The sequence below is a fragment of the Microbacterium schleiferi genome (assembly GCF_020781975.1).
GTDB lineage: Bacteria > Actinomycetota > Actinomycetes > Actinomycetales > Microbacteriaceae > Microbacterium.
The window spans coordinates 35,014-58,293 of sequence record NZ_JAJGNI010000006.1 but is presented as its reverse complement, the minus strand read 5'-3'; the positions used below and the strand labels follow the sequence as shown (position 1 = coordinate 58,293).

The window sequence follows — 23,280 nt, the reverse complement described above, 5'->3', positions numbered from 1 at the left end:
CCACCCCAAAGAAAGGTTCATCGTGGCACCTCAGAATCTGCAGCAGGTCATCGACGCGGCGGGATCGCCCGTCGAGTTGCTGCGCAACTCCCAGATCGGCTCGTACATCTACCCCGTCGTGCCAGCCGACTTCACCAACTGGATCAAGGAACAGAAGGCGTGGCGCGACACCGCCGTGCTCTACGACCAGTCCCACCACATGGACAACGTGTTCCTCAAGGGGTCGGATGCCATCAAGCTGATCTCCGACACCGCCATCAACTCCGTCGCGAACTTCCCGGTCAACAAGGCCAAGCAGTACGTTCCCACGACGGCTTCGGGACACGTCATCGGCGACGGCATCCTGTTCCGCGAAGCCGAAGACGAATACGTCTATGTCGGCCGCGCGCCCGCATCGAACTGGCTCATGTTCCATGGCGAGACCGGCGGCTACCAGAACCTGGACGTCGAGGTCGACCGCCGCTCGAACTCGCGCCCGTACGGTGACGCCGTCTCGCGCAAGTACTACCGCTTCCAGATCCAGGGCCCGAACGCCTGGGCCGTGATCGAAAAACTCAACGGCGGACCGCTCGAGAAGCTCGGCTTCTTCAACATGTCGGAGATGAAGATCGGCGGCATGAACGTGCGTACTCTGCGTCACGGCATGGCCGGCGCCCCCGGCCTGGAGATCTGGGGCCCCTACGCCGACCACCACAAGATCCGCGACCTGATCGTCGAGGCTGGCGCCGAGTTCGGCCTCCTGCCCGTCGGTTCGCGGGCTTACCCGTCGAACACGCTCGAGTCGGGCTGGATTCCTTCCCCGCTTCCCGCGATCTACACCGGCGCCGAGGAGCAGGCGTACCGTGACTGGCTGCCGGCGAACTCGTACGAGGCGACCGGAACGCTCGCCGGGTCGTTCGTGTCCGAGAACATCGAGGACTACTACCTGACGCCCTGGGAGCTCGGCTACGGGTCGTTCGTCAAGTTCGACCACGACTTCATCGGTCGCGACGCGCTCGAGAAGATGGACCCGGCCGCACAGCGCAAGAAGGTCACCCTCGCGTGGAATGCCGAGGACCTCGGCAAGGTCTGGACGTCGCTGCTGAACGTCGACGGCCCGAACTACAAGTTCTTCGACCTGCCGCTGGCCAACTACGGCTCGGCCAACTACGACGCCGTCGTGGATGCCGATGGCACGGTCGTCGGCTACTCGATGTTCACCGGCTACTCCTCGAACGAGCGCCGCGGCCTGTCGCTGGCCACCGTGTCGCCCGATGTCCCCGAGGGCACCGAGCTGCGCGTGGTCTGGGGCGAGCCGAACGGTGGCTCGAAGAAGGCCTCCGTCGAGCCGCACGAGCAGACCGACGTGCGCGTCGTCGTCAGCCCCGTGCCGTACTCGACCGTCGCCCGCCAGACCTACCAGGGCGGATGGCGCACCGGCTACCAGAACGACTGATAGGCCCGTAACCCGCGAGACTGCATCCTGCCCGCGAGACAGCACACGCAACACGCTGTCTCGCGGCGCGGATGCAGTCTCGCGGCGTATCGGTAGCATCACGGGAGCGGATTCGACCGGAAGGAGTGGCCCGATGAGCCTTCGCTACGCGCTGCTCGCGCTGCTGCGGGTCGGACCGCTGTCGGGGTACGAGCTGGCAAAGCAGTTCACCCAGTCCGTCGGCCACGTCTGGCATGCGCCGGACTCGCAGATCTATCCCGAGCTGCGCAAGATGGAAGCCGACGGCCTCGTCGAGGCCGAGGAGCAGGCGCGCGGCGAGCGCGGCACTCGTCGCATGTATCACGTCACGGATGCCGGAAACCAGGCGTTCCTCGACTGGATGGCTTCACCTCTCGAGTACCAGCGCGTACGCGACCCTGCCCACTTGCGCGCCGCGTACTTGGAGTCGGCATCACCGGATGCTGCGCGGGCGTTCTTCCTCCGCCACATCGAACAGTGGGAGAGCGAACTGGCCCAGTGGGAGGGCGAGATCCGCAAGATCGATCTCATCGATCCCCCAAACCCCATGCTCGAGCGCCGTCTGAAGGCCTCCCCTGTCGACGAGCACGAACGCATCGTCGCGTACAAGCACTTCACCTACGAGGGACTCGTCGAGCGCGCGAAGGGTGAGATCGCCTGGGCCCAGCGCGGTCTGGCACTGGTCGACAAGCTCGACCCCAGCGAGTGAGCGCCGTCGCGTCTCGGTGCGCGACTCAGTGCACGGCCTCCATGAGGTCTGCACCCAGGACACGGAACGCGTCGTGCACGCGAAGCCGGTCAAGCGGGGTCTCTTCCGCGAACTGAACGATCATCGCGTAGGCGACTCCTGCTCGCGTCCCGGCAAGAACCCCCGCTTCAGCCCGGATGCCGCGGTCGCGTCCGGTCTTGTTGACCAGCAGCAACTGGTCTGCGCTGCCCCCGTGGGCCAGGGGGTCGAGGCCTGTCGCGCCGGCAGCCAGGCCGAGGTCCGTGTTCAGCGCAAGCCAGCCGATGACCTGCGCGCTCACCGACGCCGACACCGCTCGACCGTTCGCGAGCGCCGAGAACAATGACGTGAGCTCGCGGGTCGTGGACAGCGCGAGGTGAGGAGCATCATCGGGCCCCCGGTCTTCGCGAACACGGTCGAGCAGCGCAGTTCGGGTGAGTCCGAGGTGCTGAATCCGCTCTCGCACGGGGTCCAGTCCCACGAGGTCGATGAGCGCATTGGTCGCGAGCGGATCCGCTGCCGCAGCCGTCAGCACAGCCAGATCGCACACCGCGAGGTCCTCGGTCGCAAAGTGGCGCCAGAGCCCAGCCGAGATGTGCTGCTCCCGGGGTGGACGCGAAACCGTCTCCGTATGATCCAGTCGGCCCGCCTCCAGCGCCGCCGAGGTCTCGACCAGCAGCGGAACGATGCCGAGCTGAGCGACCGGGAGGGTGATGAAGGCATCCCCCAGCACGAGGTCTGACCCGCGATCAAGATCGGTGACGCACACCGAGACGCGGCCGCCGGTGCTCGCGATCTCTTCGAGCGCGTGCATCGTCGCGGCGAAGGAAGGCGCGCGGCCAGACGCCTGACGTGACCGTCGCGAATCCGCGCGATGATCCGCGCGCGACGTGCGGGGTGGTGTGCCCACCGTGGGATCCTTCCCGTGTTCGGGTGGGGGGATTCTAGGTGATCAACCTCACCAGATGGTGACGCGCTCGGCGGGGTCGAGCCACAGTTCGTCAGCCTCCGTCACCTCGAAGGCGTCATAGAAGGCATCCACGTTGCGCACGATCTGATTGCAGCGGAACTCGTTCGGCGAATGCGGGTCGATCGTGAGCAGCCGGATGGTCTCGGCATCTCGGCCCTTCTGCTGCCAGATCTGACCCCAGCTCAGCAGGAGGCGCTGGATGCCGGTGTATCCGTCGATGACCGGCGCCGGTTCACCATCGAGGGAGATCTCGTATGCCTTGATCGCGATGCCGAGTCCGCCGAGGTCCCCGATGTTCTCACCGATCGTGAGGGCGCCGTTGACGTGGTGTCTCTCGTCAAGGCCGCGCGGGGTGAGCGCGTCGTACTGCTCGATCAGGCTCTTGGTGCGCTGCTCGAAGGCCGCGCGATCGTCTTCTGTCCACCAGTCCCGCAGCGAACCGTCGCCGTCGAAGCGGCTCCCCTGGTCGTCGAAACCGTGACCGATCTCGTGGCCGATCACCGCTCCGATGCCGCCGTAGTTCGCGGCCGGGTCGCGGTCCACGTCGAAGAACGGGTACTGCAGGATCGCCGCGGGGAAGACGATCTCGTTCATCAGCGGGTTGTAATACGCGTTGACGGTCTGCGGCGTCATGAACCATTCGTCGCGGTCGATCGGCTGCCCCACCTTCGCGAGTTGACGGTCGTGCTCGACCCGGTGCGAGCGGCGTGCGTTGCCGACGAGATCAGTGGCGTCGATCTCGAGCGCGGAGTAGTCCTTCCACGTCACCGGGTACCCGATCTTCGGGGTGAAGGCGTCGAGCTTGGCCAGGGCGCGTTCCCGCGTCTCGGGGCTCATCCATTCGAGGGCGCGGATGCTGCGCCGATACGCCTCGATGAGGTTCGCGACCAGTTCGTCCATCGCGTCCTTCGCGGCGGGCGGAAAGTGTCGCTCGACGTAGACGCGGCCGACGGCTTCGCCCATCGCGCCTTCGACGAGGCTGACCCCGCGCTTCCAGCGCTCCCGGATCGTCGGCACACCCGTGAGCTGGGTCCCGTAGAAGCTGAAGTTCTCGGCGATGAACTCGTCCGACAGCAGCGGGGCAGCACCCCGGATGACGGCGAATCGCAGCCACGCCTTCCAGTCCTCCAGTCGCCCGGCACTCAGCAGGCCGCCAAGCGACTCGATGAAGCTCGGCTGGTAGACGACGACCTCGTCGAAGGCGGTCTCCTTCCCGGGAGCCAGCGCCGACAGCCACGGCGCGAGGTCGAGACCGGCCATCTCCAGAACCTGCGTCCACGTCCGCAGGTTGTACGTGGCCACAGCATCCCGACTGCGCACGTTGTCCCAGTGGTGCGAGGCGAGCTCGGTCTCGAGGGCAACGATGCGGTCGGCATCCGTTGCGGCGTCCGTCACGCCGGCGAGCGTCAGCATCCGTTCGATGTGCGCACGGAACTCGCGGCGTGTCTCGTCGAAGTTCTCGAGCCGGTAGTAGCTCTCGTCGGGAAGCGACAGCCCGCCCTGCACGATGAAAGGAACATAACGCTCAGGGTTTCCGGGGTCCGGCTCGACGTAGAGGCCGACCAGCCCCGACACGCCATCGCGCTCGAGAGAACCGAGCGTCGTCAACAGCTCGGGAACCGATGAGATCGCGTCGACGGCCGCGAGCTGACGGGCGATCGGCGTCGCCCCGAGCGCCGCGATGCGCTCGGTGTCCATGAAGCTCGTGTACAGATCGCCGATCTTGCGGGTCTCGGTGCCGGGCTCGGCATCCGTGCTCTCCTCGATGATCGCGCGCACATCCTTCTCGGCCTGCTCGGCGATGAGGTGGAACGACCCCCAGCGAGCCTTGTCGTCCGGAATCTCCGTCCGATCCAGCCACGCGCCGTTGACGTGGCGGAAGAGGTCGTCTTGCGGGCGGATGTCGGCAGAAAGTTCTTCCAGCGGGAGGCCAGAGACGGTCGCGTCGGTCATGTCCTCCAGAATAAGCACGTCGGCTATGCGCGATCCCTGCGCGGCGGGAACACCGGGCGAACAGCGGGTGGATGCAGCATCCGTTCGCGGAGGTCTTCGTAGATGGGACGCGTACGCAGCGCGGCGGCGACGAGGATCGCGCACACGGATGCCGCCAGCATCGGCGCAAGCACGGTCGCGACGGCTGTCATCTCGACCACGACCGCGATTCCGGTGAGCGGCGCGCGGATCGTGGCGGCGAACATCGAGGTCATGCCGACGAGCACGAACACGACGACCGTCGTATCGGCGATCTCGGGGAGGACGAGCTTGGCGAGCGATCCGCACAGCGCTCCCCACAGCGCGCCGATCGCGAGGAGCGGCGCGAACAGACCCCCGGGGGTTCCGGCGGCGTAGGAGAGGGGCCCTGCCAGGAACCGGATGACGAGGGTCGCGGCGAGCACGATAGGGATGAGCGACTCGCCGCGAAGTAGGCCCTGCGAGATCGGATCGCCCCCGCCGGCACCGAGCGGGTCGAGGAAGAGCAGCAGGCCGACTGCTCCGCCGATGATCGCCGCCTGGGCCACCGGCGGCACGCGGCGCGCTGCCCGGGCCGCCGTCAGGAACCCGAGGATCAGACGGTTGTATCCCGCACCGAGGATGCCGGTGAGCAGGCCAAACACCGCGAAGACGCCCACTTGCGCGAGGTCGGGCGGCGGGACGGGCGCTACCTGGAAGATCGGCGCATTGCCAACGACGATCCACGCCGTGGCAACTGCCACAGCGACACCGGTCAGGGTTGGGAGGACGATACGCGCGCGCACCGACTGGGCGACCTCTTCGATGACGAAGAGCGATCCGCCCAGCGGAGCGTTGAAAGCGACGGCTAGGCCAGCGCCAGAGAGGGCGGAGTGAAGGGTGCGCGCGTCCGCCGCGGATCTGCGGCTGCGGCGAGCAGCCTCGGCGCCGAGCACCGCCCCGATATGAACCGTGGGGCCCTCGCGACCCAGCACCATTCCCGACCCGATCGAGAGCACGCCGCCCACGAACTTCGCCACAAGCACGCCCAGCGCGCTCGGCGGCTCCTCCCCGCGCTCGACAGCCTCGACGTACTGGATGCCGCTCCCGGCCGCCTGTGGGACCCACTTCACGAGAAGTGCTGCCAGCGTCGCGCCCGTGGCGGTGACGGCGATAGCGATGAGCCACCCCCACGCGGGCTGGTCGTGCGCGAACGCGAAGACCTCGATGCGCAGATGCTCGGCCTGGTCGATGCACCAGCGAAAGGCCCCGCCGACGAGTCCGAGGGCGAGACCCGCGATGGCAGCCAGCAGCATGAGGATCGCGATCTGCCGGGCAGCCCCACTGCCGGCATCCGGAGATGTCGTCGACGACGTGTTCCCCGTCATCCCACCCCTGCCCGGGCGCCCGGCGGCGCCTCTTCCGCACTGCCCATCGTGGCATCCGCGCGGTTCGTTTGCCGCGAAGCGCGGACGACGGATGCCACGCACGGCGTGTCGCGGCAACCGAACAGACCAGCACCGGACGGTGGCGCGGCGCGCGTCATCCGTGTCAGCGGCGGTGAACCCTAGGCTCGGCTCGTGCCTTCTCGACCCGCCGGCGACGCACCGACGACGCTGAACCGTGACATCCTGCGGCTCGCGGTGCCGGCCCTCGGCGCCCTCATCGCCGAGCCGCTGTTCCTGATCGTCGATTCGGCACTGGTCGGGCACCTGGGTACCGTGCCGCTGGCCGCCCTCGGGATCGCTTCGGCGATCCTGCAGACGATCGTCGGGCTCATGGTCTTTCTCGCGTACTCGACCACACCGGCAGTCGCCCGACGCTTCGGCGCCGGCGATGCGAAATCTGCGGTTTCGGTCGGCATCGACGGCCTCTGGCTCGCGCTCGGGCTTGGCGCACTTCTGGCCCTCGCCGGATCCCTCGCGACACCACCCCTCGTCTCGCTGTTCGGTGCCACCCAGGAGGTGGCGGCGGATGCGGTGACCTACCTCCAGATCTCCATGTGGGGTCTTCCCGCAATGCTCATCGTGTTCGCCGCGACAGGGCTGCTGCGCGGGATGCAAGACACCGTCACGCCGCTGTGGATCGCCGCGGCCGGCTTCGGCGCGAATGCTGCGCTGAACGCGCTCTTCATTTACGGGCTCGGGTGGGGGATCGCGGGCTCGGCGGTGGGAACCGTGCTGGCCCAATGGGGCATGGTCGTCGCCTACGTCGGTGTCATCGGTCGGCTGGCTCAGCGCCATTCGGCCCAGGTCCGCCCGTCGGCTCGCGGCGTGCGCGGGTCCGCCCGCACCGGCGGCTGGCTATTCCTGCGCACGGTGTCGCTGCGGATAGCCCTCCTGACCACGGTGGCCGTCGCCACCGGGCTCGGCACCGATGAGCTCGCCGGCTGGCAGGTCGCGTACACGATCTTCTCGGCAGCAGCGTTCGCTCTGGACGCCCTCGCGATCGCGGCCCAAGCGCTCATCGGCAAGTCACTCGGCGAGCAGGACCATGCCAGAGTGCGTAAGGTGCTGCAGCGCACCAGCGCGTGGGGTCTGTGGTTCGGCATCCTCGTCGGCGCGGGGGTCGCGGCGGCATCCGGGGTCATCGGCATCCTCTTCACCGGCGACCCGGAACTTGCGGCCATCGTGCAGCCCGCCCTGCTCGTGCTCGCCGTTGCGCAGCCGCTGTGCGGCATCGTCTTCGTCTGGGACGGCGTGCTCATCGGTGCCGGCGACGCGCGCTATCTCGCGATCGCGGGCGCGCTGAATCTCGTACCGTTCCTCCCCGCCCTGGCCCTCGTCGCGATCTTCCACCCCGGCGGCGCCGCTGGGCTCGCGTGGCTTGCCGTCGCCTTCTTCGGCGTCTACATGCTTGCGCGCGCCGCGACGCTCGGCTGGCGGTTGCGGGGCCAGACGTGGCTCGGCTCTACCCTCAACATATGAGCCCCGAGAGCCCCTCCTCCCCCTCGCTGCAGGTGCGACGCAAGCCGCAGCGGCAGAACACTGACGCCGACGTGCTGCGCGGCATCCTGGCTGAGGGGATCGTCGCCCACGTGGGCTTCGTGCGGGACGGCGCACCGATCGTGTTGCCCTACCTCTACGGGGTCGGCGATCTCGGTGAAGGCCCCGTTCTGCTGCTGCACGGGTCGACCGGCGGCGGGCTGTTCTTGGATGCCGCGGGCGAGGGCGTCCCGGTCTCGGTCACGGTCACCCACGTCGACGGACTCGTCTTCGCGGCATCCACGTTCGAGAGCTCCGCGAACTACCGCAGCGCGGTGGTCTTCGGGCGCGCCCGCATTGTGCCTGAAGACCAGCGGGAGCGGGCGCTGTGGCAGGTCTCGGATCACCTCATGCCGGGCCGCCGCGCCGAGGTGCGGGAGATGACCCGCAAAGAAGTCCGCGCCACTCACGTTCTGCAGGTCCCGCTCGATCAGGCGAGCGTCAAGGTCCGCTTCGACGGGGTGGGCGACACTGAGGACGACGGCGAGGACCACACCGTTTGGGCGGGTGTCGTGCCGCTCGCCGTCCGCGCGGGCACACCGATAGGTTCCCCGGTGACCCGCGCGGCAGGGGCTGCGGATGCGGCATCCGTCGCTGCTTTCGCTCAGCGGCTGCACGATCTCGCCGCCGAGCGTGAGGCTCGACTGCGCGAGATCATGCAGCCCTGAGGGCGGCTACGCGCCGTCGCGGACGCTGCGGGCGAATTCGGTGACGTTCGCGCGCAGGGCCTCGATGCGCCTATCGCGCGCCGACTCACGGTCGAATCCGAGGTACGCCGACGGCGGGAGCTTTCGAACATTCACCGAGCACTCGAAGTTCTCGCAGACGAGGATACCGACGGTATCGCCGCGCCGTCCGGCGTCGCCCGCTCGCTTGGCGGCGAACATCACGACGTCATTGGGGAGCTGGACGTCGTTGCACCACGAACATTGCGGACGACTCAGGGGGCGAGCATCGGTCTGACGCAGCAGGATGCCGACGGGCTCGTCGTCGAGTTCGATCACGACTGACGCGAGCTTCGGCAGCTTCGAATCGCGGATGCCGAGATAGTCCAGGGACTCCCAGTCGCGAGTGTCGAGGTCGGTGGGAAGGGTGAGGTTCTTGCGCTCGCTGCGCGAGGCGTTGAGAAACGATGCCCGGATCTGAGCGTCGGTGAGGGGACGCATATGCGTGCCTTTCAGGGTGTGAACGCGCGGCGGTAGCCTCGAGCCGAGCCCAGCTCACGCCCAGCGTCGACACCATTCGTACATCACGACGGCCGCAGCAGCGGCCGCGTTGATGGAGCGGGTCGAGCCGTACTGCGCGATCTCGACGCTGCCGGATGCCGCGGCCAGCGCCTCTGCCGAGAGCCCCGGCCCTTCCTGACCGAACAACAGAACGCACGCCTGGGGCAGGTCCGCCTCGGGCAGCGGCCGGGAGCCCTCGACGTTGTCGATCGCGATCACAGGAAGGTTCGCAGCATCCGCCCACACGGCGAAAGCCGCGACATCCTCGTGGTGACGCACGTGCTGATAGCGGTCGGTGACCATCGCGCCGCGCTTGTTCCAGCGGCGACGCCCGATGATGTGCACTTCCGCTGCGAGGAAGGCGTTCGCGCTGCGGACGATGGAGCCGATGTTGAGGTCGTGCTGCCAGTTCTCGATCGCCACATGAAACGGATGCCGCCGCTCGTCCAGGTCCGCGACGATCGCGTCCATTCGCCAGTATCGGTACCGGTCGACGACGTTGCGGCGGTCACCTGCGGCGAGGAGGTCGGGGTCAAGTCGGGGATCATCCGGCCATTCAGCTTCACCGCCCGGCCAGGGTCCGACTCCGTGAGGGAGTTCCGGCTCGCTCCCGGGCTCCGTCTCGTCCTGCACGTCGAGCAATCTATCTGACGGTCGCGCTGAGCCCGGACGGTGAGTGCCCACCGCGCATCTTTTCGGTATACCGAAAAATCGATAGGGTTTCGATATGCCGAAGTCTCCACCGACGCTCACTGCCACGGTCTCAGCGTCGGCGCGCGCACCCCGGTTGGTGTGGCTCCTCGGCCCGGCGATGGTTGCCGGCGTGGCCTACCTCGACCCCGGCAACGTTGCCAGCAACATGACAGCCGGCGCACGCTACGGCTACCTGCTGGTGTGGGTCGTCGTCGTCGCGAACGTGATGGCCTGGCTTATTCAGTACCTCTCGGCAAAGCTCGGCGTGGTCACCGGCGAGAGCCTGCCCCAGGCACTCGGAGGGCGAATCCGGAGCGTCTGGGGGCGGCGCCTGTACTGGCTGCAAGCCGAGCTCGTCGCGATGGCGACCGACGTCGCCGAGGTGATCGGCGGTGCCGTCGCCCTGAACCTGCTGTTCGGCATCCCCCTGCTCTGGGGTGGGGTGATCACGGGTGTCGTCTCCCTGGGCCTGCTGATCGTGCAGTCCAGGCGCGGGGCCAGGCCCTTCGAGGTCATCGTCATCGGGCTCGTGGTCCTCATTGCTGTCGGGTTCACCGCCGGAGTCTTCGTCGCGCCGCCCGACCCCGCCGGAATCGTCGGCGGTCTCGTCCCCCGGTTCGAAGGCGCTGACTCCGTGCTGCTGGCGGCATCCATCCTGGGCGCGACCGTCATGCCGCATGCGATCTACGCGCACTCGGCTCTCAGCCGCGACCGGTTCGCGCCGACCACCACGGCCGGGCCGTTCGCGTTCGGCTCCGCGGCGGCCGGCCTCGAATCAGGGCGCGGAGTGTCGACGAGGCGGCTCCTGACCGCCACGCGCTGGGACGTCACGATCGCCATGGTGATCGCCGGAACCGTGAACCTCTGCATCCTGCTGCTTGCTGCAGCGAACCTCGCGGGCGTCCCCGGCACCGACTCGCTCGAGGGCGCCTACGCCGCCCTGCGTGACGGGCTCGGACCGATCATCGCGACGCTGTTCGCCGTCGGACTGCTCGCGAGCGGCCTGGCCTCCACAGCCGTCGGAGCGTACGCGGGCGCCGAGATCATGAGCGGCCTGCTGCGCATCCGGGTGCCGCTCGTGGTCCGGCGCCTCGTCACGCTCGTTCCCGCTCTGCTGATCCTCGGGTTCGGCGTTGACCCGACCTTCGCTCTCGTCCTCAGCCAGGTCGTGCTCTCGTTCGGCATCCCGTTCGCCCTCGTTCCGCTCGTGTGGATCACCGCACGGCGCAGCGTCCTCGGTCCGTTCCGGAACCGACTCGCAACGACCGTCCTGGGCGTGGTGTCAGCGGCGCTGCTGATCACTCTCAACCTGGTGCTGCTGTGGCTGGTCTTCACCGGCACGTGATCGAGCGCCCACCCGGGGCGGGTAGGGTTTCGGCATGTCCTCCGCGGCCGTCGACGACTATCTGAAGACGATCTACAATCACACGGAGTGGCAGACCGAACGGATCACGCCGTCGCAACTCGCTTCCGAGCTCGGACTTGCGCCCTCGAGCGTGACCGAGATGGTTCGCAAGCTCGCCGCGGCCGGGCTCGTGACCCATCGCCCGTACGGACCGATCTCGCTCACGACAGCCGGCGAGCACCGCGCAGCCGCCATCATCCGCCGCCACCGCCTTATTGAGACCTGGCTCGTACGCGAGTTCGGCTACACCTGGGCCGATGTGCACGAGGAGGCAGAGATCCTCGAACACGCCATCAGCGACCGGCTCCTCGACGGCATCGATGAGCGCCTCGGGAGGCCCCGGTTCGATCCCCACGGCGACGCCATCCCGGATGCCGACGGCACGGTCACCCGTGAGCGATTCGTGCTGCTCGCCGATGCTCCCCCGGGGCACTGTGGACGGATTCTTCGCGTCTCTGACCGCGTCCCGGGGCTGCTCGAGGCGTTGGATGCGGCATCCGTCGACGTCGGCAGCGTCGTGTGCGTCCGAAGCGGAGCGATCGTGGAGGTCGACGGACGGGATGTGACCCTGCCCTCGACGGCGCCCGAGGCCATCTGGCTCAGCGCCTGAGTCCCGTTCGTCAGCGGGCGACGGATGCCGTCGCGAACGGCCACCGGGTGCGGGTTGCTGCTTCGCACGCTTCCCAGATGCGCGCCAGGCGTTCGGGATCGCGCACGATCTTCGGCAAGCGCGCCCGCCGAGGGTCACCCTTCACGATGAAGCGCGGTCCCCAGAACTGGCCACCGGCGATCGACGGGTCGGCCAGCGCCCGCACGAGCGGCCACGCGCCGTGCTCCTTGGACTGGGTGAACGGGGTCTGCAGGTTGTCGACGAACCGGGTGATCTTGCTTGGTTGGTTCACGCCGTGGAGGCCCGGTGTGCGTCCGCTCACGGAGTACCCGGGGTGCACAACGACACTGTCGACCGGAACGCCGTGCTCGCGCAGGCGCCGATCTGCTTCGAGTCCGAGGGCCGTCGTCACGACTTTCGACTGCACGTACGCACGCCAGCCCGAGTAGCCCTCGGTCAGCTGCAGGTCGACCGGGTCGTAGGGGGTCAGGGAGATCGACATGCTGCCGAGCCACACCATCCGTCCCCCTGATCGCGCGAGCGGCACCAGCAACTCTCCCGCGAGCGCGAAGTGCCCGAGTGCGTTGGTGGCAAGCACGACCTCGGCACCGTCGGAGGTCGTTTCACGGCGCCGGGGTGGATGAACGACTCCGGCGTTGAGCAGAACCCCATCCAGCGGGCCCCGCGTCCGCAAGGATGCCGCGGCCGACCGGATCGATCCAGGCTTGGCGGTGTCGATGATCAGAGATTCGATGTCGGCTCCCGGAACACGCCCCGCTAGCGTCGCTCGAGCGGCGGAAAGACGCTTGGGATTGCGGCCCGACATGATGACATGCGCCCCGGCACGGGCCAGTTGTTCGCTCGCGAAGTACCCAAGGCCGGCGTTGGAGCCCGTCACGAGGTACGACTGCCCGGAAAGGTCGGGCAGCGACTCGGGATCCCACCGCCTGCGCGTCACGTGATCGACACTAGACCTCCGCGAGCGGGATACGCTGTGCCCATGCGGACCCGAGCAGACGTGGAATGCTGGCTCACCGACATGGACGGCGTGCTCGTCCACGAGAACATCCCCGTCCCCGGGGCGGCTGAGGTGATCGAGCGCTGGCGCGAGCAGGGAGTTCCCTTCCTCGTGCTGACGAACAACTCGATCTTCACGCCACGCGACCTCAGCGCCCGGCTCCGGGCATCCGGGCTCGTCGTGCCCGAAGAGGCCATCTGGACCTCGGCACTGGCGACGGCGGATTTCTTGCGCGGACAGGCGCCCGGAGCATCCGCTTTCGTGATCGGCGAGGCGGGCCTGACCACGGCGCTACACGAAGCCGGCTTCATCATGACCGAGAACGACCCCGACTATGTCGTGGTCGGCGAGACCCGCAACTACTCGTTCGAGGCGATCACAAAGGCCATCCGCGCGATTGCCGGCGGTGCGCGGTTCATCGCCACGAATCCCGACGCGACCGGTCCCTCGGCCGAGGGCGTACTCCCGGCAACCGGGGCGATCACCGCCCTCATTACCAAGGCCACCGGCAAGGAGCCGTACGTGGTGGGCAAGCCCAACCCGATGATGTTCCGCTCGGCACTGAACCGAATCGGCGCGCACTCAGAGTCCACCGGGATGATCGGCGACCGGATGGACACCGATATCGTCGCGGGAATCGAAGCGGGTCTTCACACCGTGCTGGTGCTCACCGGCATCAGTGATCGCGCCGAAATCGAACGCTTCCCCTTCCGTCCCGACGAGATCCTGGACTCGATCGCCGAGCTGCTTCCCGCGGAGCCTGAAGAGTCGGAGATGCCCGAGGTGCTGTGATGGGTGCCCTGGACGACGGCGACCACGTCGAAGCCGGGGACGCAGACGAAGGAAAGCGTCAGTGAACGAGCTCGAACAGTCGCTGCTGCTGTGGACGTCGCTGATCATCATCAGCGGCGCCCTCGTCGTCGCGGTGTGGCAGTGGTGGCGCAGCCGCGGCGACCGCGGCGAGGACTGAGGTGTTACTGCGGGGCGAGGCCCAGGTCTTCGAGGTCGATCGCCGCGAGCCACTGCAGCCCGGCATCCTCGATCGCCCGCTGCGCACCGGTTTTGCGGTCGACGATCACGGCAACGGCGACCGGCTCCGCGCCCTCGCGGCGCAGCGCCTCGACGGCCTTCAGCGCCGACTGCCCCGTCGTCGAGGTGTCTTCGAGCACGACGACGCGCTTACCCACGACGTCCGCTCCCTCGACCTGACGGCCGCGGCCGTGGTCCTTCGGCTCCTTGCGGACGACGAAGGCGTCGAGCGGATGCTCGGTGTCGACTGACGCGTGCATGACGGCGTTCGCGATGGGGTCGGCGCCGAGGGTGAGGCCGCCGACGGCGACGACGGTGTCGGCATCCGTCCCGAGCCCGGTGCGAACGAGGTCGAGCATGATCCGCCCGATGGCGGGGGCCGCCCGGTGATCGAGCGTGAGCTTGCGCATATCGACGTAGTACGACGCCTTCTTGCCGCTGGACAGGGTGAAGTCGCCGTGGAAGACCGCTTCGGCGCCGATGAGGGCGATGAGGGCTTGGCGGTCGGCTTCGAGTTCGGGCGTGGAGGAAGCGGTCACAGCCCGAGTCTAGGAAAGAACGCACAATGTTTCCGCGTCATCTGGGACCGTAGCCCCGCGGCGGCTCCTAGATTGGTGTAGCTCGGGCCGCGCCTCATCGCCGAGGACGATGGTCCCGAAGCCGCGTCGAGCTCGCCGATAGAGTCAGGCCCGTTCGCGGAACCCGCACGCGAGAAGCAAGGGAGTGCGCACATGACCCGCATCGGCATCGTCGCGGAGCGCGGCGGCGAAACCCGCGTCGCTCTCACCCCGCCCACTGTCGCTCGGTTGATCACGCTCGGGTACGAAGTGGTCGTGGAGGCAGAAGCGGGCGCGGCATCCTCGTTCCCCGATGCGGCGTACACGGATGCCGGCGCCCAGGTGACCGACCGTGTGGGCGCCTGGGGTGCAGACATCGTCGTGATGGTGACGGCTCCGAGCGCTGATGACGTGGCCCTGCTTCGGGACGACGCGACAGTGATCGGAATGCTCGCACCCGCGTTCCGGCCCGAGGTTCGGGAGTCGCTCGCGACCCGCGGAATCACGGCGCTATCACTGGATGCCGTTCCGCGCATATCTCGGGCGCAGTCGATGGATGTCCTGAGTTCGATGGCCAACATCTCGGGGTATCGCGCCGTTGTCGAGGCAGCGCACGAGTTCGGGCGCTTCTTCACCGGCCAGGTCACGGCCGCCGGGAAAGTACCGCCCGCGAAGGTGCTGGTCGCCGGCGCGGGCGTCGCAGGACTCGCGGCGATCGGTACGGCCGCGAGCCTGGGCGCCATCGTGCGCGCCACCGACCCGCGGCCCGAGGTCGCCGACCAGGTGAAGTCGGTGGGCGGAGAGTACCTTCCCGTCGAGGTCGACGAGGTCATGGAGTCTTCCGACGGGTATGCCAAGGCGACGAGCGAGGCCTACGATCGGCGCGCCGCCGAGATCTACACCGAGCAGGCGGCGGATGTCGACATCATCATCACCACCGCGCTCATTCCCGGGCGCGCAGCGCCGCGGCTGATTACGGCATCCGATGTCGCGCAGATGAAGCCGGGGAGTGTCATCGTCGATATGGCGGCGGCGCAGGGCGGCAACGTCGAGGGATCGGTTGCGGGCGAGCGCATCGTGACCGAGAACGGCGTAACGATCCTCGGCTACACGGATCTTGCGGGGAGACTTCCCGCGCAGGCGTCGCAGCTGTACTCCACAAACGTCTACAACCTGGTCGCGCTGCTGACCCCCGGCAAGGACGGGCAGCTCACGATCGACTTCGACGACATCGTGCAGCGTGGTGTCACCATCGTTCGCGACGGCGAGTCGACCTGGCCACCACCGCCCGTACAGGTCTCGGCCGCACCGAAGCCGGTCGCGGGGGAGCCTGCCCCGAAGCCAGAACCGAAGAAGGCGCCCGCGTGGCGGACCCCGGTGCTTCTCGGGGCCGCGGCGGTTCTCCTGTTCGTCGTGACCGCGATCGCACCGCCACCGATCCCCCAGCACTTCACTGTGCTGGTCCTGTCGATCATCATCGGCTTCTTCGTGATCGGCAAGGTGCATCACGCCCTCCACACGCCGCTCATGAGCGTGACAAATGCCATCTCGGGCATCATCGTCGTCGGCGCGATGCTCCAGCTGGCATCCGGCGTACTCGTCGTCCAGATTCTCGCGGCAATCGCCGTGCTCCTGGCAAGCATCAACATCTTCGGAGGCTTCGCCGTGACCCGCCGAATGCTCGCGATGTTCTCGAAGGGTGAGGCCCGATGAGCGCCGCGTCGATCCTTCTCCACAGCGGTGCGTCAGTATCTGCCGCAAGCGCGTCAGTTGCGGCATCCGTCGCGGGGGCCGCGTATCTCGTCGCTGCGCTCCTGTTCATCCTGAGTCTGCACGGGCTCAGCAAGCACGAGACAGCCCGCCGCGGTGTGCTGTTCGGCGTCGGCGGCATGGTCATCGCGATTGCCGCGACGATCTGGCTCACGGTGGAGCAGCTGTGGGGGCAGCCACAGGCGACGATTGGACTGACGCTGCTCGTGGTCGCGGTGCTGATCGGCGGATCGATCGGGCTGTGGCGCGCCCGCGTTGTCGAAATGACCGGGATGCCCGAGCTCATTGCGCTCCTCCACAGCTTCGTCGGCCTCGCGGCGGTCATCGTGGGGTGGAACGGCGCGCTCGACCCTGGCGAGATCGACGGGGCTCTGCTCGGCATCCATCATGCGGAGGTCTTCATCGGCGTGTTCATCGGTGCCGTGACCTTCACGGGGTCGATCGTCGCATTCCTGAAGCTGTCGGCTCGCATCTCGTCGAAGCCGCTCATGCTGCCGGGCAAGAACGCCCTCAACCTCGGCGCCCTGGTCGCTTTCGTCGGCCTGACGGTTTGGTACGTCATCACGCCCGACCTGTGGTTGCTGATCGTCGTGACGGTCCTCGCGCTGCTGCTCGGCTGGCACCTCGTCGCCTCGATCGGCGGCGGCGACATGCCGGTGGTCGTCTCGATGCTCAACAGCTACTCCGGTTGGGCCGCCGCGGCGGCAGGCTTCATCCTCAGCAACGACCTGCTCATTGTGACTGGCGCGCTCGTCGGGTCCTCGGGTGCCTACCTGTCGTACATCATGTGCCGTGCCATGAACCGTTCGTTCATCTCCGTCATCGCCGGCGGGTTCGGGATCGAGGCGCCCAGGTCGACGGATGACGAGACCGGCGAACACCGCGAGATCGACGTCACGGGCGCCGCCGAGCTCCTCGCCGAGGCAGACCGGGTGATCATCACGCCGGGTTACGGCATGGCGGTCGCCCAGGCCCAGTACCCGGTTGCGGAGCTGACGGCGAAGCTGCGCGAGCGCGGCGTGGATGTCAGATTCGGCATCCATCCCGTCGCCGGACGCCTTCCCGGACACATGAACGTGCTGCTGGCCGAGGCCAAGGTTCCGTACGACATCGTGTTCGAGATGGACGAGATCAACGACGACTTCGGCGAGACATCGGTCGTCCTGGTCATCGGCGCGAACGACACCGTCAACCCCGCCGCCGCCGAGGATCCGGGCAGCCCGATCGCCGGGATGCCGGTGCTGCGGGTGTGGGAGGCCGACAACGTCATCGTCTTCAAGAGGTCGATGGCCTCGGGCTATGCCGGCGTGCAGAACCCGCTGTTCTTCCGCGAGAACGCCCAGATGCTCTTCGGTGACGCCAAGGAGAAGGTCGAGCAGATCCTGCGGGAGCTCTAGCCGCGACATCCGAGCCGCCCCAGACGCCGCGTTCAGCGCGGGTCTCGGGCCAGGAATGGATGCGGCCAGGCACCGAGCGCGAGCACCGCGAGGACGGTCTGAACGAGGCCGGTCGCGAAGTAGATGCCGTGGAGCGGCGACCAGACGAGCATGATGGCGATCTCGACGAAGATCCAGATCATCATGACGAGCCCGGCCGCCGCATGTAGTCCAGCCGCGAGGCGGAAGCGCCAGTACTGCGCCGCCAGCGCGAGCGCCTGTGATCCACCCACGACGACCCCGAGGATCACACCTGGCCAGACGTACGACGTGAAAACGGATCCCTCGATCCACTCCGTCGGAATGGGCATGAAACCGAAGGTGAGGCCGGCCATGCCGAGCAACGCGGACGCCAGATTGCACCACGCGACCACCCCTATCTCCCCAGGCCACCACCGCAGCTAACTCCGCACACTCGACGGCCGCACGGCATCCTCACCTCGACACGGCCGGGGTTCGGCACCGGAACTCAGGAGTTGGCCACACCCCGCCCCGGAGCCCGCGTCAGGAAGCGGGCGACGTCGCCGGGCGACTCTAGGCTGAGACCATGCGCCTTGCCACCTGGAACGTGAACTCCGTCCGCGCCCGGGTCGACCGGATCGTCGACTTCGCGGTGCGTGAAGACATCGACGTGTTGGCAATGCAAGAGATCAAGTGCAAGGTCGAGCAGTTCCCGTTCGAACAGTTCGAGCAGGCAGGGTTCCACGTCGAAGCCCACGGCTTCTCGCAGTGGAACGGTGTCGCGATCGCCAGCCGCTCGCGTCCGACCGAGGTCGAGACCGCCTTCCCCGGGATGCCCGGCTTCGCGAAGGGGCACGAGGGCCCGGATGCTCCGCAGGAAGCCCGCGCAATCGGTGCGACCATCGACGGCATGCGCGTCTGGAGTCTCTACGTCCCCAATGGTCGTGCCCTCGAGGACCCCCACTACGTCTACAAGCTCCACTGGCTCGAGGCGCTGCGCCAGTACACCGCAACCACCCTCGCGGCAGCGCCCGACCTGCCTCTGGCTCTGGTCGGCGACTTCAACATCGCCCCGACGGATGCCGACAACGGCGACCCCGCGATCGTTGAAGGATTCTCGACGCACGTCTCTGCCCCAGAACGGGAAGCCTTCACCGCTCTCGAGCAGGCGGGGCTCAGCGACGTCGTCAGGCCCCTGGTTCCGACCGGATTCACTTACTGGGACTACAAGCAGCTGCGCTTCCCCCGCAACGAGGGACTGCGGATCGACTTCATCCTCGGCTCACGCGCTGTGGCGGATGCGGTGACGGATGCCGCCATCCACCGAAACGAGCGCAAGGGTGAGGCTCCGAGCGACCACGTCCCCGTGGTCGTCGAGCTCGACCGCGCCCGACTGTCGCCGGGAGAAGACGAAGCAGACGATGACCGGCCGATGATCTTCGGGTGACGCGGCCCCGCTGAGGTACCCGGCGCCTAGGGTGAGTGCATGGGAGTGCAGCTCATCGGCATTGGCACCGCGGTGCCGGAGTTCGCGCTCTCGCAATCGCAGGTGAAGGACCTGTTCCTCGCGGAGCCGGATATCGCGCCCCTTACGGCACGGCTCATCCGCGCCGCCTACGACAACTCGGCGATCGAGCGGCGCCACACCGTCATCGAGGATCTAGCCGGTGACGGCGGCGACTTCCTGGAACCCGAGACCCACGCGGTGCGCAATCCGGGGACCGGTACGCGCAACGCGCGGTACGCGCGCGAAGCGCCGCGACTGTCGGAGGCCGCCGCGCGGCGTGCGCTAAAGAACGCCGGCGTACATCCGGGCGAGATCACCCACGTGGTCACTGCCAGTTGCACGGGCTTCTACGCTCCCGGCCCCGAATACCGGCTGGTGCGCGATCTCGGGCTTGATCCGACGGTCGAACGCGAGCACATCGGATTCATGGGGTGTGCCGCAGCAATCCCGGCGCTGCGCTCGGCATGGCGAATCTGTCTCGCCGATCCCACCGCAACCGTGTTGGTCGCGTGCACCGAGGTGTGCTCCATCCACATTCGCTCATCATCCGAACCCGACCAGATCGTCGCCTCCGCCGTCTTCGCCGACGGCGCGGCAGCGGCGGTCGTGACCGCACAGTCGCCGGAATCCAGCGGTCCCCGCGAACTGGCTGCACCGTCTCGCGGGCTCGAGTTGACGGGCTTCACCACCGCCCTCACGACCGACGGCGAGCAGGACATGGCGTGGATCATCGGCGACCACGGCTTCGAGATGACACTCACCGGCAATGTCCCCCGCATCGTCGGACGCGAAGTCCGCGCCGCCCTCGCGCCAGTGCTTGAGCGCACCGGTGCGATTGACCAGTGGGTGGTCCACCCGGGCGGACGCAGCATCTTGGACAGGTTCGAGCAGGCGATGGATCTCGACGAAACGGCTCTGCAGCGATCCCGAGCGATCCTGCGCGACTACGGCAACATGTCATCCGCGACAGTGCTGTTCATCCTCGCCGACCTGCTCGGTGATCCCACGGTGGCCGAGGGCGAGCAGGTTCTCGTCACAGCGTTCGGTCCCGGACTCGCGGTAGAGAGTGCAACGGCTCGCATCGCAGCGCGCCAGCCGATAGCGGCGGCGGAAAGCTTGCGCGTGGGGCAGGCGGACAGTGCGCGTTCGTGACGAGACTCTTCGCGAGCTGATGGACGATCCGCAGTGCGACGAACAGGCGCTGCTGCGCACGGTACGCCGGTTCACAGTGGTGAACCGGGCGGTGGCGGGATGGGGCGCGATCTACAGATCCCGTCTGCGTCCCTACCTTCGCACCCGAGCTGACGCGCAGCGTGATGAGCCGGTTCGGATTCTCGACGTCGGATGCGGCGGCGGCGACGTCACACGCGACCTCGCGCGACGTGCTCACAGCGACGGCTTCGCGGTGGAGATCTGCGGAATCGACCCCGACCCACGGTGCCTGTCGATCGCGACGTCTCAGCCACCCGAGCCCGGGGTCACCTTTCGAGGCGCGTATGCCGCAGACCTCGTCGACGCCGGCGAACAGTTCGACGTCGTCGTCTCCAACCATGTCCTCCACCACCTCAGCCGCGATCAGTTGCACGAACTGCTCACCCACACCGACGCGCTCGGCGCCGAGCTCGCGCTGCACAACGACATCGCCCGCAGCAAGACGGCGTGGGGTCTCTACGCAGTCGGCATCCTTCCGGTCGCACCCGGGACCTTCCTCCTCACTGACGGGCTCCGCTCGATCCGCCGGTCATACACCGTCGCCGAGCTCCAGCGGGAGGTCCCACGGGTGTGGACAGTGACCGCGCCGGCGCCGTTTCGCGTCCTCGCGACCCGCGGGCCCGAGGGACCCGGTGACAGGTGAGCCATGCCGGTCGTGATCATCGGCGCCGGTCCCGTCGGCATGCTGCTGGGCGGCGAACTCGCCCGCCTGGGTGTGGAGCACATCACGCTCGAGGCGCGTGAGGCTCCCGGCGCCGGGTCCCGGGCGATCGGCATCCATTCCGCCGCGCTGACGGCGATGTCAGCCTCGGGGGTGACCGATCGCATTCTTTCCGCCTGTCTGCAGGTGCGGGAGGGCCAGGCCAGGGTCGGCGCCGCGACCGTGACCACGATCCGGTTCGACGCTGTGCGGGCCGGCTCGCTCGCATCCTTCCCGTTCGTCGCGACCCTTCCGCAGGCAGCGACCGAATCGGCGATCACCGCCGCGGCCGCCAGCAACGGCGCCCCCGCGCCGGAGCGCGGAGTCCAGGTGCTCGACGTGATCGACGAAGGGGCGACGTGTCGGGTGATCACCGACAGTGGTGACGTGCACGGCGATGCGGTCGTGATTGCGGCGGGGTCTCGCTCGCGCCACATCAGTAGCCTCATCCGCGACGGGAGGCGCCGCGCGTACCCCGACCGTTACGTCATGGCCGACGTTCCCGATGACACCGACGAAGGGCCCCGCGCCATCGTCCACCTGCATCCGGATGGCGTCCTCGAGTCGTTTCCGCTACCCGGCGGCCTGCGGCGATACGTCGCGTGGCACCGCGCGGGCTCCACAGATGACGCGACCGACGACGCGACCGCCCTGCGTGACGCTGTCAGCCGGCGTGCGGGATCTTCCGGCGACACGATCACGACGGCGTCGAACTTCGGGGTAGGCCGATTCGTCGCGCGCCGGATGGCGCGCGGACGGGTTCTCGCGATCGGTGACGCGGCCCACGAGGTGAGCCCCATCGGCGGGCAGGGTCTCAACCTCGGCCTTATCGATGCGGCGACGCTCGCGCCGCTGCTCCGAGAGTGGGACATCACGGGAGAGCCGCCGGCCGCACTGGCCGCGTGGGAGCGGCGACGCAGGTCGGCCGCGACGACCGCGGCGCGAATCGCCGCGCTGAACACCGTCGCCGGGCGTGGTCACGGCAGCGTCGGCGCGGTCACGCGGCTCGCAGGCATCCGTCTGGCGCCGGCGCGGCTCCTCGCGCACGCCTATGGGATGGGTTTCGATCCGGATGCGCAAGAAAGCCCCCTCACGCCACAAACGCGGTGAGAACGAGCTGCGCAGCAAGGATCAGACCCGACGCCATCACCAGGCGGAAGACCACGCGGTCCGGCTTCCGCAGAGCGCGGAGCAGGCCCGCGACCGCGCACGCCGCAACGCTCACTGACGCCGCGAGCGCCACGGCGAAGGGCACCTGGCCGAACGATCCGACGACGACGACCACAGTCCCCGCGATGACGGCAGCGAACGCGACTATCGCACTCGGCGTGGTGCCGATCCGGTGACCGAGCCCGCGCACACCCGTCGCCTCGTCGTAGGCGAGATCGGGAAGCACGTTGGTGAGGTGGACGGCGATGCCCAGCAGAGCGCCGGCGGCTCCCTGCCACCACGGAGCCACGACGGGCGCGGGAGCTGCCAGCGTCGCGAGCGAGGGCAGGATGCCGAAACTCACCGCGAACGGGATCACCGATGCCCATGTGAACTTCAGCCACGCGTTGTACGCCCACGCCGAGGCCAGGGCGATGCCGTGGGCGAGACAGAACTCCCACCCGATGATGGCCGAGATGATGAGCGCGATCACCAGCGAGACGCCGGCTGCGGCGGCTACCGCTCGGCGCGAGATGACGCCGGCAGCGATCGGCTTGTCGCGGCGCCCGATGGCGAGGTCCCGCTGAGCGTCAATAGCGTCGTTGGACCATCCGACCGACAGTTGACCGAAGAGCACAGCCGCGACTGTCAGCACGATGCGCCCCACCCCGATGCCGGCCCCCACGGCGAGCAATCCGGCGAGAGTCGTGACGACCACCGTCGGCCCAGGATGCGAGCACGCCAGCAGGGCGAGCACCCGGCCCCCGAAACCTGTCGTGCCCGGGGAAGTCTGCCGGGTCGCCATGCCCTCACAGTACGCGTCCCGACACCGCACCCGGCGAGCCGAACGCAGGATCAACCCGCTCTGCTGCCCTCCACCGCCCCTGCCGAGGCAGCTGATCCTGCAATCGGGACCATCGCCG

General features: G+C 68.1%; 22 protein-coding genes. 13 read left to right on the top strand and 9 right to left on the bottom strand.

Features of this window, described 5'->3' with window-relative positions; all coding sequences use genetic code 11:
- Window positions 1–22 precede the first annotated feature (22 nt).
- The gene (gene ligM / locus LL236_RS08410) at window positions 23–1,435 is read left to right on the top strand and encodes a vanillate/3-O-methylgallate O-demethylase (RefSeq protein WP_228178299.1); all 1,413 of its coding nucleotides are present in this window, start codon (window positions 23–25) and stop codon (window positions 1,433–1,435) included.
- A 133-nt stretch (window positions 1,436–1,568) separates the two neighbouring features.
- A complete protein-coding gene (locus LL236_RS08405; RefSeq protein ID WP_228178297.1) occupies window positions 1,569–2,162 on the top strand; it encodes a PadR family transcriptional regulator in 594 nt (197 codons plus the stop codon).
- Between the two features lie 25 nt (window positions 2,163–2,187).
- Here the strand turns inward: LL236_RS08405 and LL236_RS08400 are convergent, their stop codons facing one another.
- From LL236_RS08400 to LL236_RS08390, 3 genes are all read right to left on the bottom strand, one after another.
- Window positions 2,188–2,994: a serine hydrolase gene (locus LL236_RS08400; RefSeq protein WP_228178296.1), complete on the bottom strand. Its 807-nt coding sequence runs from the start codon at window positions 2,992–2,994 to the stop codon at window positions 2,188–2,190.
- A gap of 144 nt (window positions 2,995–3,138) precedes the next feature.
- On the bottom strand, window positions 3,139–5,103 hold the full coding sequence (locus tag LL236_RS08395; RefSeq protein WP_228178295.1) for a M13 family metallopeptidase: 1,965 nt from the start codon (window positions 5,101–5,103) through the stop codon (window positions 3,139–3,141).
- 23 nt (window positions 5,104–5,126) lie between these two features.
- Window positions 5,127–6,488 (bottom strand): ClC family H(+)/Cl(-) exchange transporter, encoded by a 1,362-nt coding sequence (locus tag LL236_RS08390; RefSeq protein WP_228178294.1) that lies wholly within the window; start codon window positions 6,486–6,488, stop codon window positions 5,127–5,129.
- Between the two features lie 192 nt (window positions 6,489–6,680).
- Here LL236_RS08390 and LL236_RS08385 point away from each other — a divergent pair, with 192 nt between their 5' ends.
- Both LL236_RS08385 and LL236_RS08380 read left to right on the top strand, forming a co-directional pair.
- Window positions 6,681–8,027, top strand: coding sequence for an MATE family efflux transporter (locus LL236_RS08385; RefSeq protein WP_228178293.1), 1,347 nt, complete (start codon window positions 6,681–6,683; stop codon window positions 8,025–8,027).
- Window positions 8,024–8,752: a pyridoxamine 5'-phosphate oxidase family protein gene (locus tag LL236_RS08380; RefSeq protein WP_228178292.1), complete on the top strand. Its 729-nt coding sequence runs from the start codon at window positions 8,024–8,026 to the stop codon at window positions 8,750–8,752. Before LL236_RS08385 ends, LL236_RS08380 begins: the two co-directional genes overlap by 4 nt.
- A 6-nt stretch (window positions 8,753–8,758) precedes the next feature.
- On the opposite strand, the gene LL236_RS08375 is transcribed toward LL236_RS08380, so the two are convergent.
- Both LL236_RS08375 and LL236_RS08370 read right to left on the bottom strand, forming a co-directional pair.
- A complete protein-coding gene (locus LL236_RS08375; protein ID WP_228178291.1) occupies window positions 8,759–9,250 on the bottom strand; it encodes an FBP domain-containing protein in 492 nt (163 codons plus the stop codon).
- A gap of 54 nt (window positions 9,251–9,304) precedes the next feature.
- Window positions 9,305–9,943 carry a TrmH family RNA methyltransferase gene (locus LL236_RS08370; RefSeq protein WP_228178290.1) on the bottom strand — a complete coding sequence of 213 codons (639 nt, stop codon included), beginning with the start codon at window positions 9,941–9,943 and terminating at the stop codon, window positions 9,305–9,307.
- A 94-nt stretch (window positions 9,944–10,037) separates the two neighbouring features.
- Here LL236_RS08370 and LL236_RS08365 point away from each other — a divergent pair, with 94 nt between their 5' ends.
- Together LL236_RS08365 and LL236_RS08360 are read left to right on the top strand one after the other, a co-directional pair.
- Window positions 10,038–11,348 carry an Nramp family divalent metal transporter gene (locus tag LL236_RS08365; RefSeq protein ID WP_228178289.1) on the top strand — a complete coding sequence of 437 codons (1,311 nt, stop codon included), beginning with the start codon at window positions 10,038–10,040 and terminating at the stop codon, window positions 11,346–11,348.
- Between the two features lie 34 nt (window positions 11,349–11,382).
- Window positions 11,383–12,018 carry a metal-dependent transcriptional regulator gene (locus LL236_RS08360; protein ID WP_228178288.1) on the top strand — a complete coding sequence of 212 codons (636 nt, stop codon included), beginning with the start codon at window positions 11,383–11,385 and terminating at the stop codon, window positions 12,016–12,018.
- 10 nt (window positions 12,019–12,028) lie between these two features.
- Here LL236_RS08360 and LL236_RS08355 read toward each other — a convergent pair whose 3' ends face one another.
- Window positions 12,029–12,976 carry an SDR family NAD(P)-dependent oxidoreductase gene (locus LL236_RS08355; RefSeq protein WP_228178287.1) on the bottom strand — a complete coding sequence of 316 codons (948 nt, stop codon included), beginning with the start codon at window positions 12,974–12,976 and terminating at the stop codon, window positions 12,029–12,031.
- Window positions 12,977–13,018: 42 nt separating this feature from the next.
- Between LL236_RS08355 and LL236_RS08350 the strand changes: the two genes are divergently transcribed.
- Window positions 13,019–13,828: an HAD-IIA family hydrolase gene (locus LL236_RS08350; protein WP_228178286.1), complete on the top strand. Its 810-nt coding sequence runs from the start codon at window positions 13,019–13,021 to the stop codon at window positions 13,826–13,828.
- A 182-nt stretch (window positions 13,829–14,010) separates the two neighbouring features.
- Here the strand turns inward: LL236_RS08350 and pyrE are convergent, their stop codons facing one another.
- Complete coding sequence (gene pyrE, locus LL236_RS08345; protein ID WP_228178285.1) at window positions 14,011–14,604, bottom strand: orotate phosphoribosyltransferase; 594 nt, start codon at window positions 14,602–14,604, stop codon at window positions 14,011–14,013.
- A gap of 192 nt (window positions 14,605–14,796) precedes the next feature.
- Here pyrE and LL236_RS08340 point away from each other — a divergent pair, with 192 nt between their 5' ends.
- Entirely contained in the window at window positions 14,797–16,335 is a 1,539-nt protein-coding gene (locus tag LL236_RS08340; protein WP_228178284.1) for a Re/Si-specific NAD(P)(+) transhydrogenase subunit alpha, read from the top strand.
- On the top strand, window positions 16,332–17,789 hold the full coding sequence (pntB, locus tag LL236_RS08335; protein WP_228178283.1) for a Re/Si-specific NAD(P)(+) transhydrogenase subunit beta: 1,458 nt from the start codon (window positions 16,332–16,334) through the stop codon (window positions 17,787–17,789). Before LL236_RS08340 ends, pntB begins: the two co-directional genes overlap by 4 nt.
- 32 nt (window positions 17,790–17,821) lie before the next feature.
- On the opposite strand, the gene LL236_RS08330 is transcribed toward pntB, so the two are convergent.
- Entirely contained in the window at window positions 17,822–18,202 is a 381-nt protein-coding gene (locus LL236_RS08330; RefSeq protein ID WP_228178282.1) for a hypothetical protein, read from the bottom strand.
- 173 nt (window positions 18,203–18,375) lie between these two features.
- On the opposite strand from LL236_RS08330, the gene LL236_RS08325 reads away from it, so the two are divergent.
- Genes LL236_RS08325 through LL236_RS08310 form a run of 4 tightly spaced genes read left to right on the top strand, consistent with a single transcriptional unit; the run spans window position 18,376 to window position 22,318 of the window.
- A complete protein-coding gene (locus LL236_RS08325; protein ID WP_228178281.1) occupies window positions 18,376–19,236 on the top strand; it encodes an exodeoxyribonuclease III in 861 nt (286 codons plus the stop codon).
- Between the two features lie 39 nt (window positions 19,237–19,275).
- Window positions 19,276–20,448 (top strand): type III polyketide synthase, encoded by a 1,173-nt coding sequence (locus LL236_RS08320; RefSeq protein WP_228178280.1) that lies wholly within the window; start codon window positions 19,276–19,278, stop codon window positions 20,446–20,448.
- The gene (locus LL236_RS08315; protein WP_228178279.1) at window positions 20,435–21,151 is read left to right on the top strand and encodes a methyltransferase domain-containing protein; all 717 of its coding nucleotides are present in this window, start codon (window positions 20,435–20,437) and stop codon (window positions 21,149–21,151) included. Before LL236_RS08320 ends, LL236_RS08315 begins: the two co-directional genes overlap by 14 nt.
- Before the next feature lie 3 nt (window positions 21,152–21,154).
- Window positions 21,155–22,318 carry an FAD-dependent oxidoreductase gene (locus LL236_RS08310; protein WP_228178278.1) on the top strand — a complete coding sequence of 388 codons (1,164 nt, stop codon included), beginning with the start codon at window positions 21,155–21,157 and terminating at the stop codon, window positions 22,316–22,318.
- Here the strand turns inward: LL236_RS08310 and LL236_RS08305 are convergent.
- Window positions 22,299–23,162 carry a UbiA family prenyltransferase gene (locus tag LL236_RS08305; protein WP_228178277.1) on the bottom strand — a complete coding sequence of 288 codons (864 nt, stop codon included), beginning with the start codon at window positions 23,160–23,162 and terminating at the stop codon, window positions 22,299–22,301. The genes LL236_RS08310 and LL236_RS08305 overlap by 20 nt on opposite strands.
- Between the last annotated feature and the right edge of the window lie 118 nt (window positions 23,163–23,280).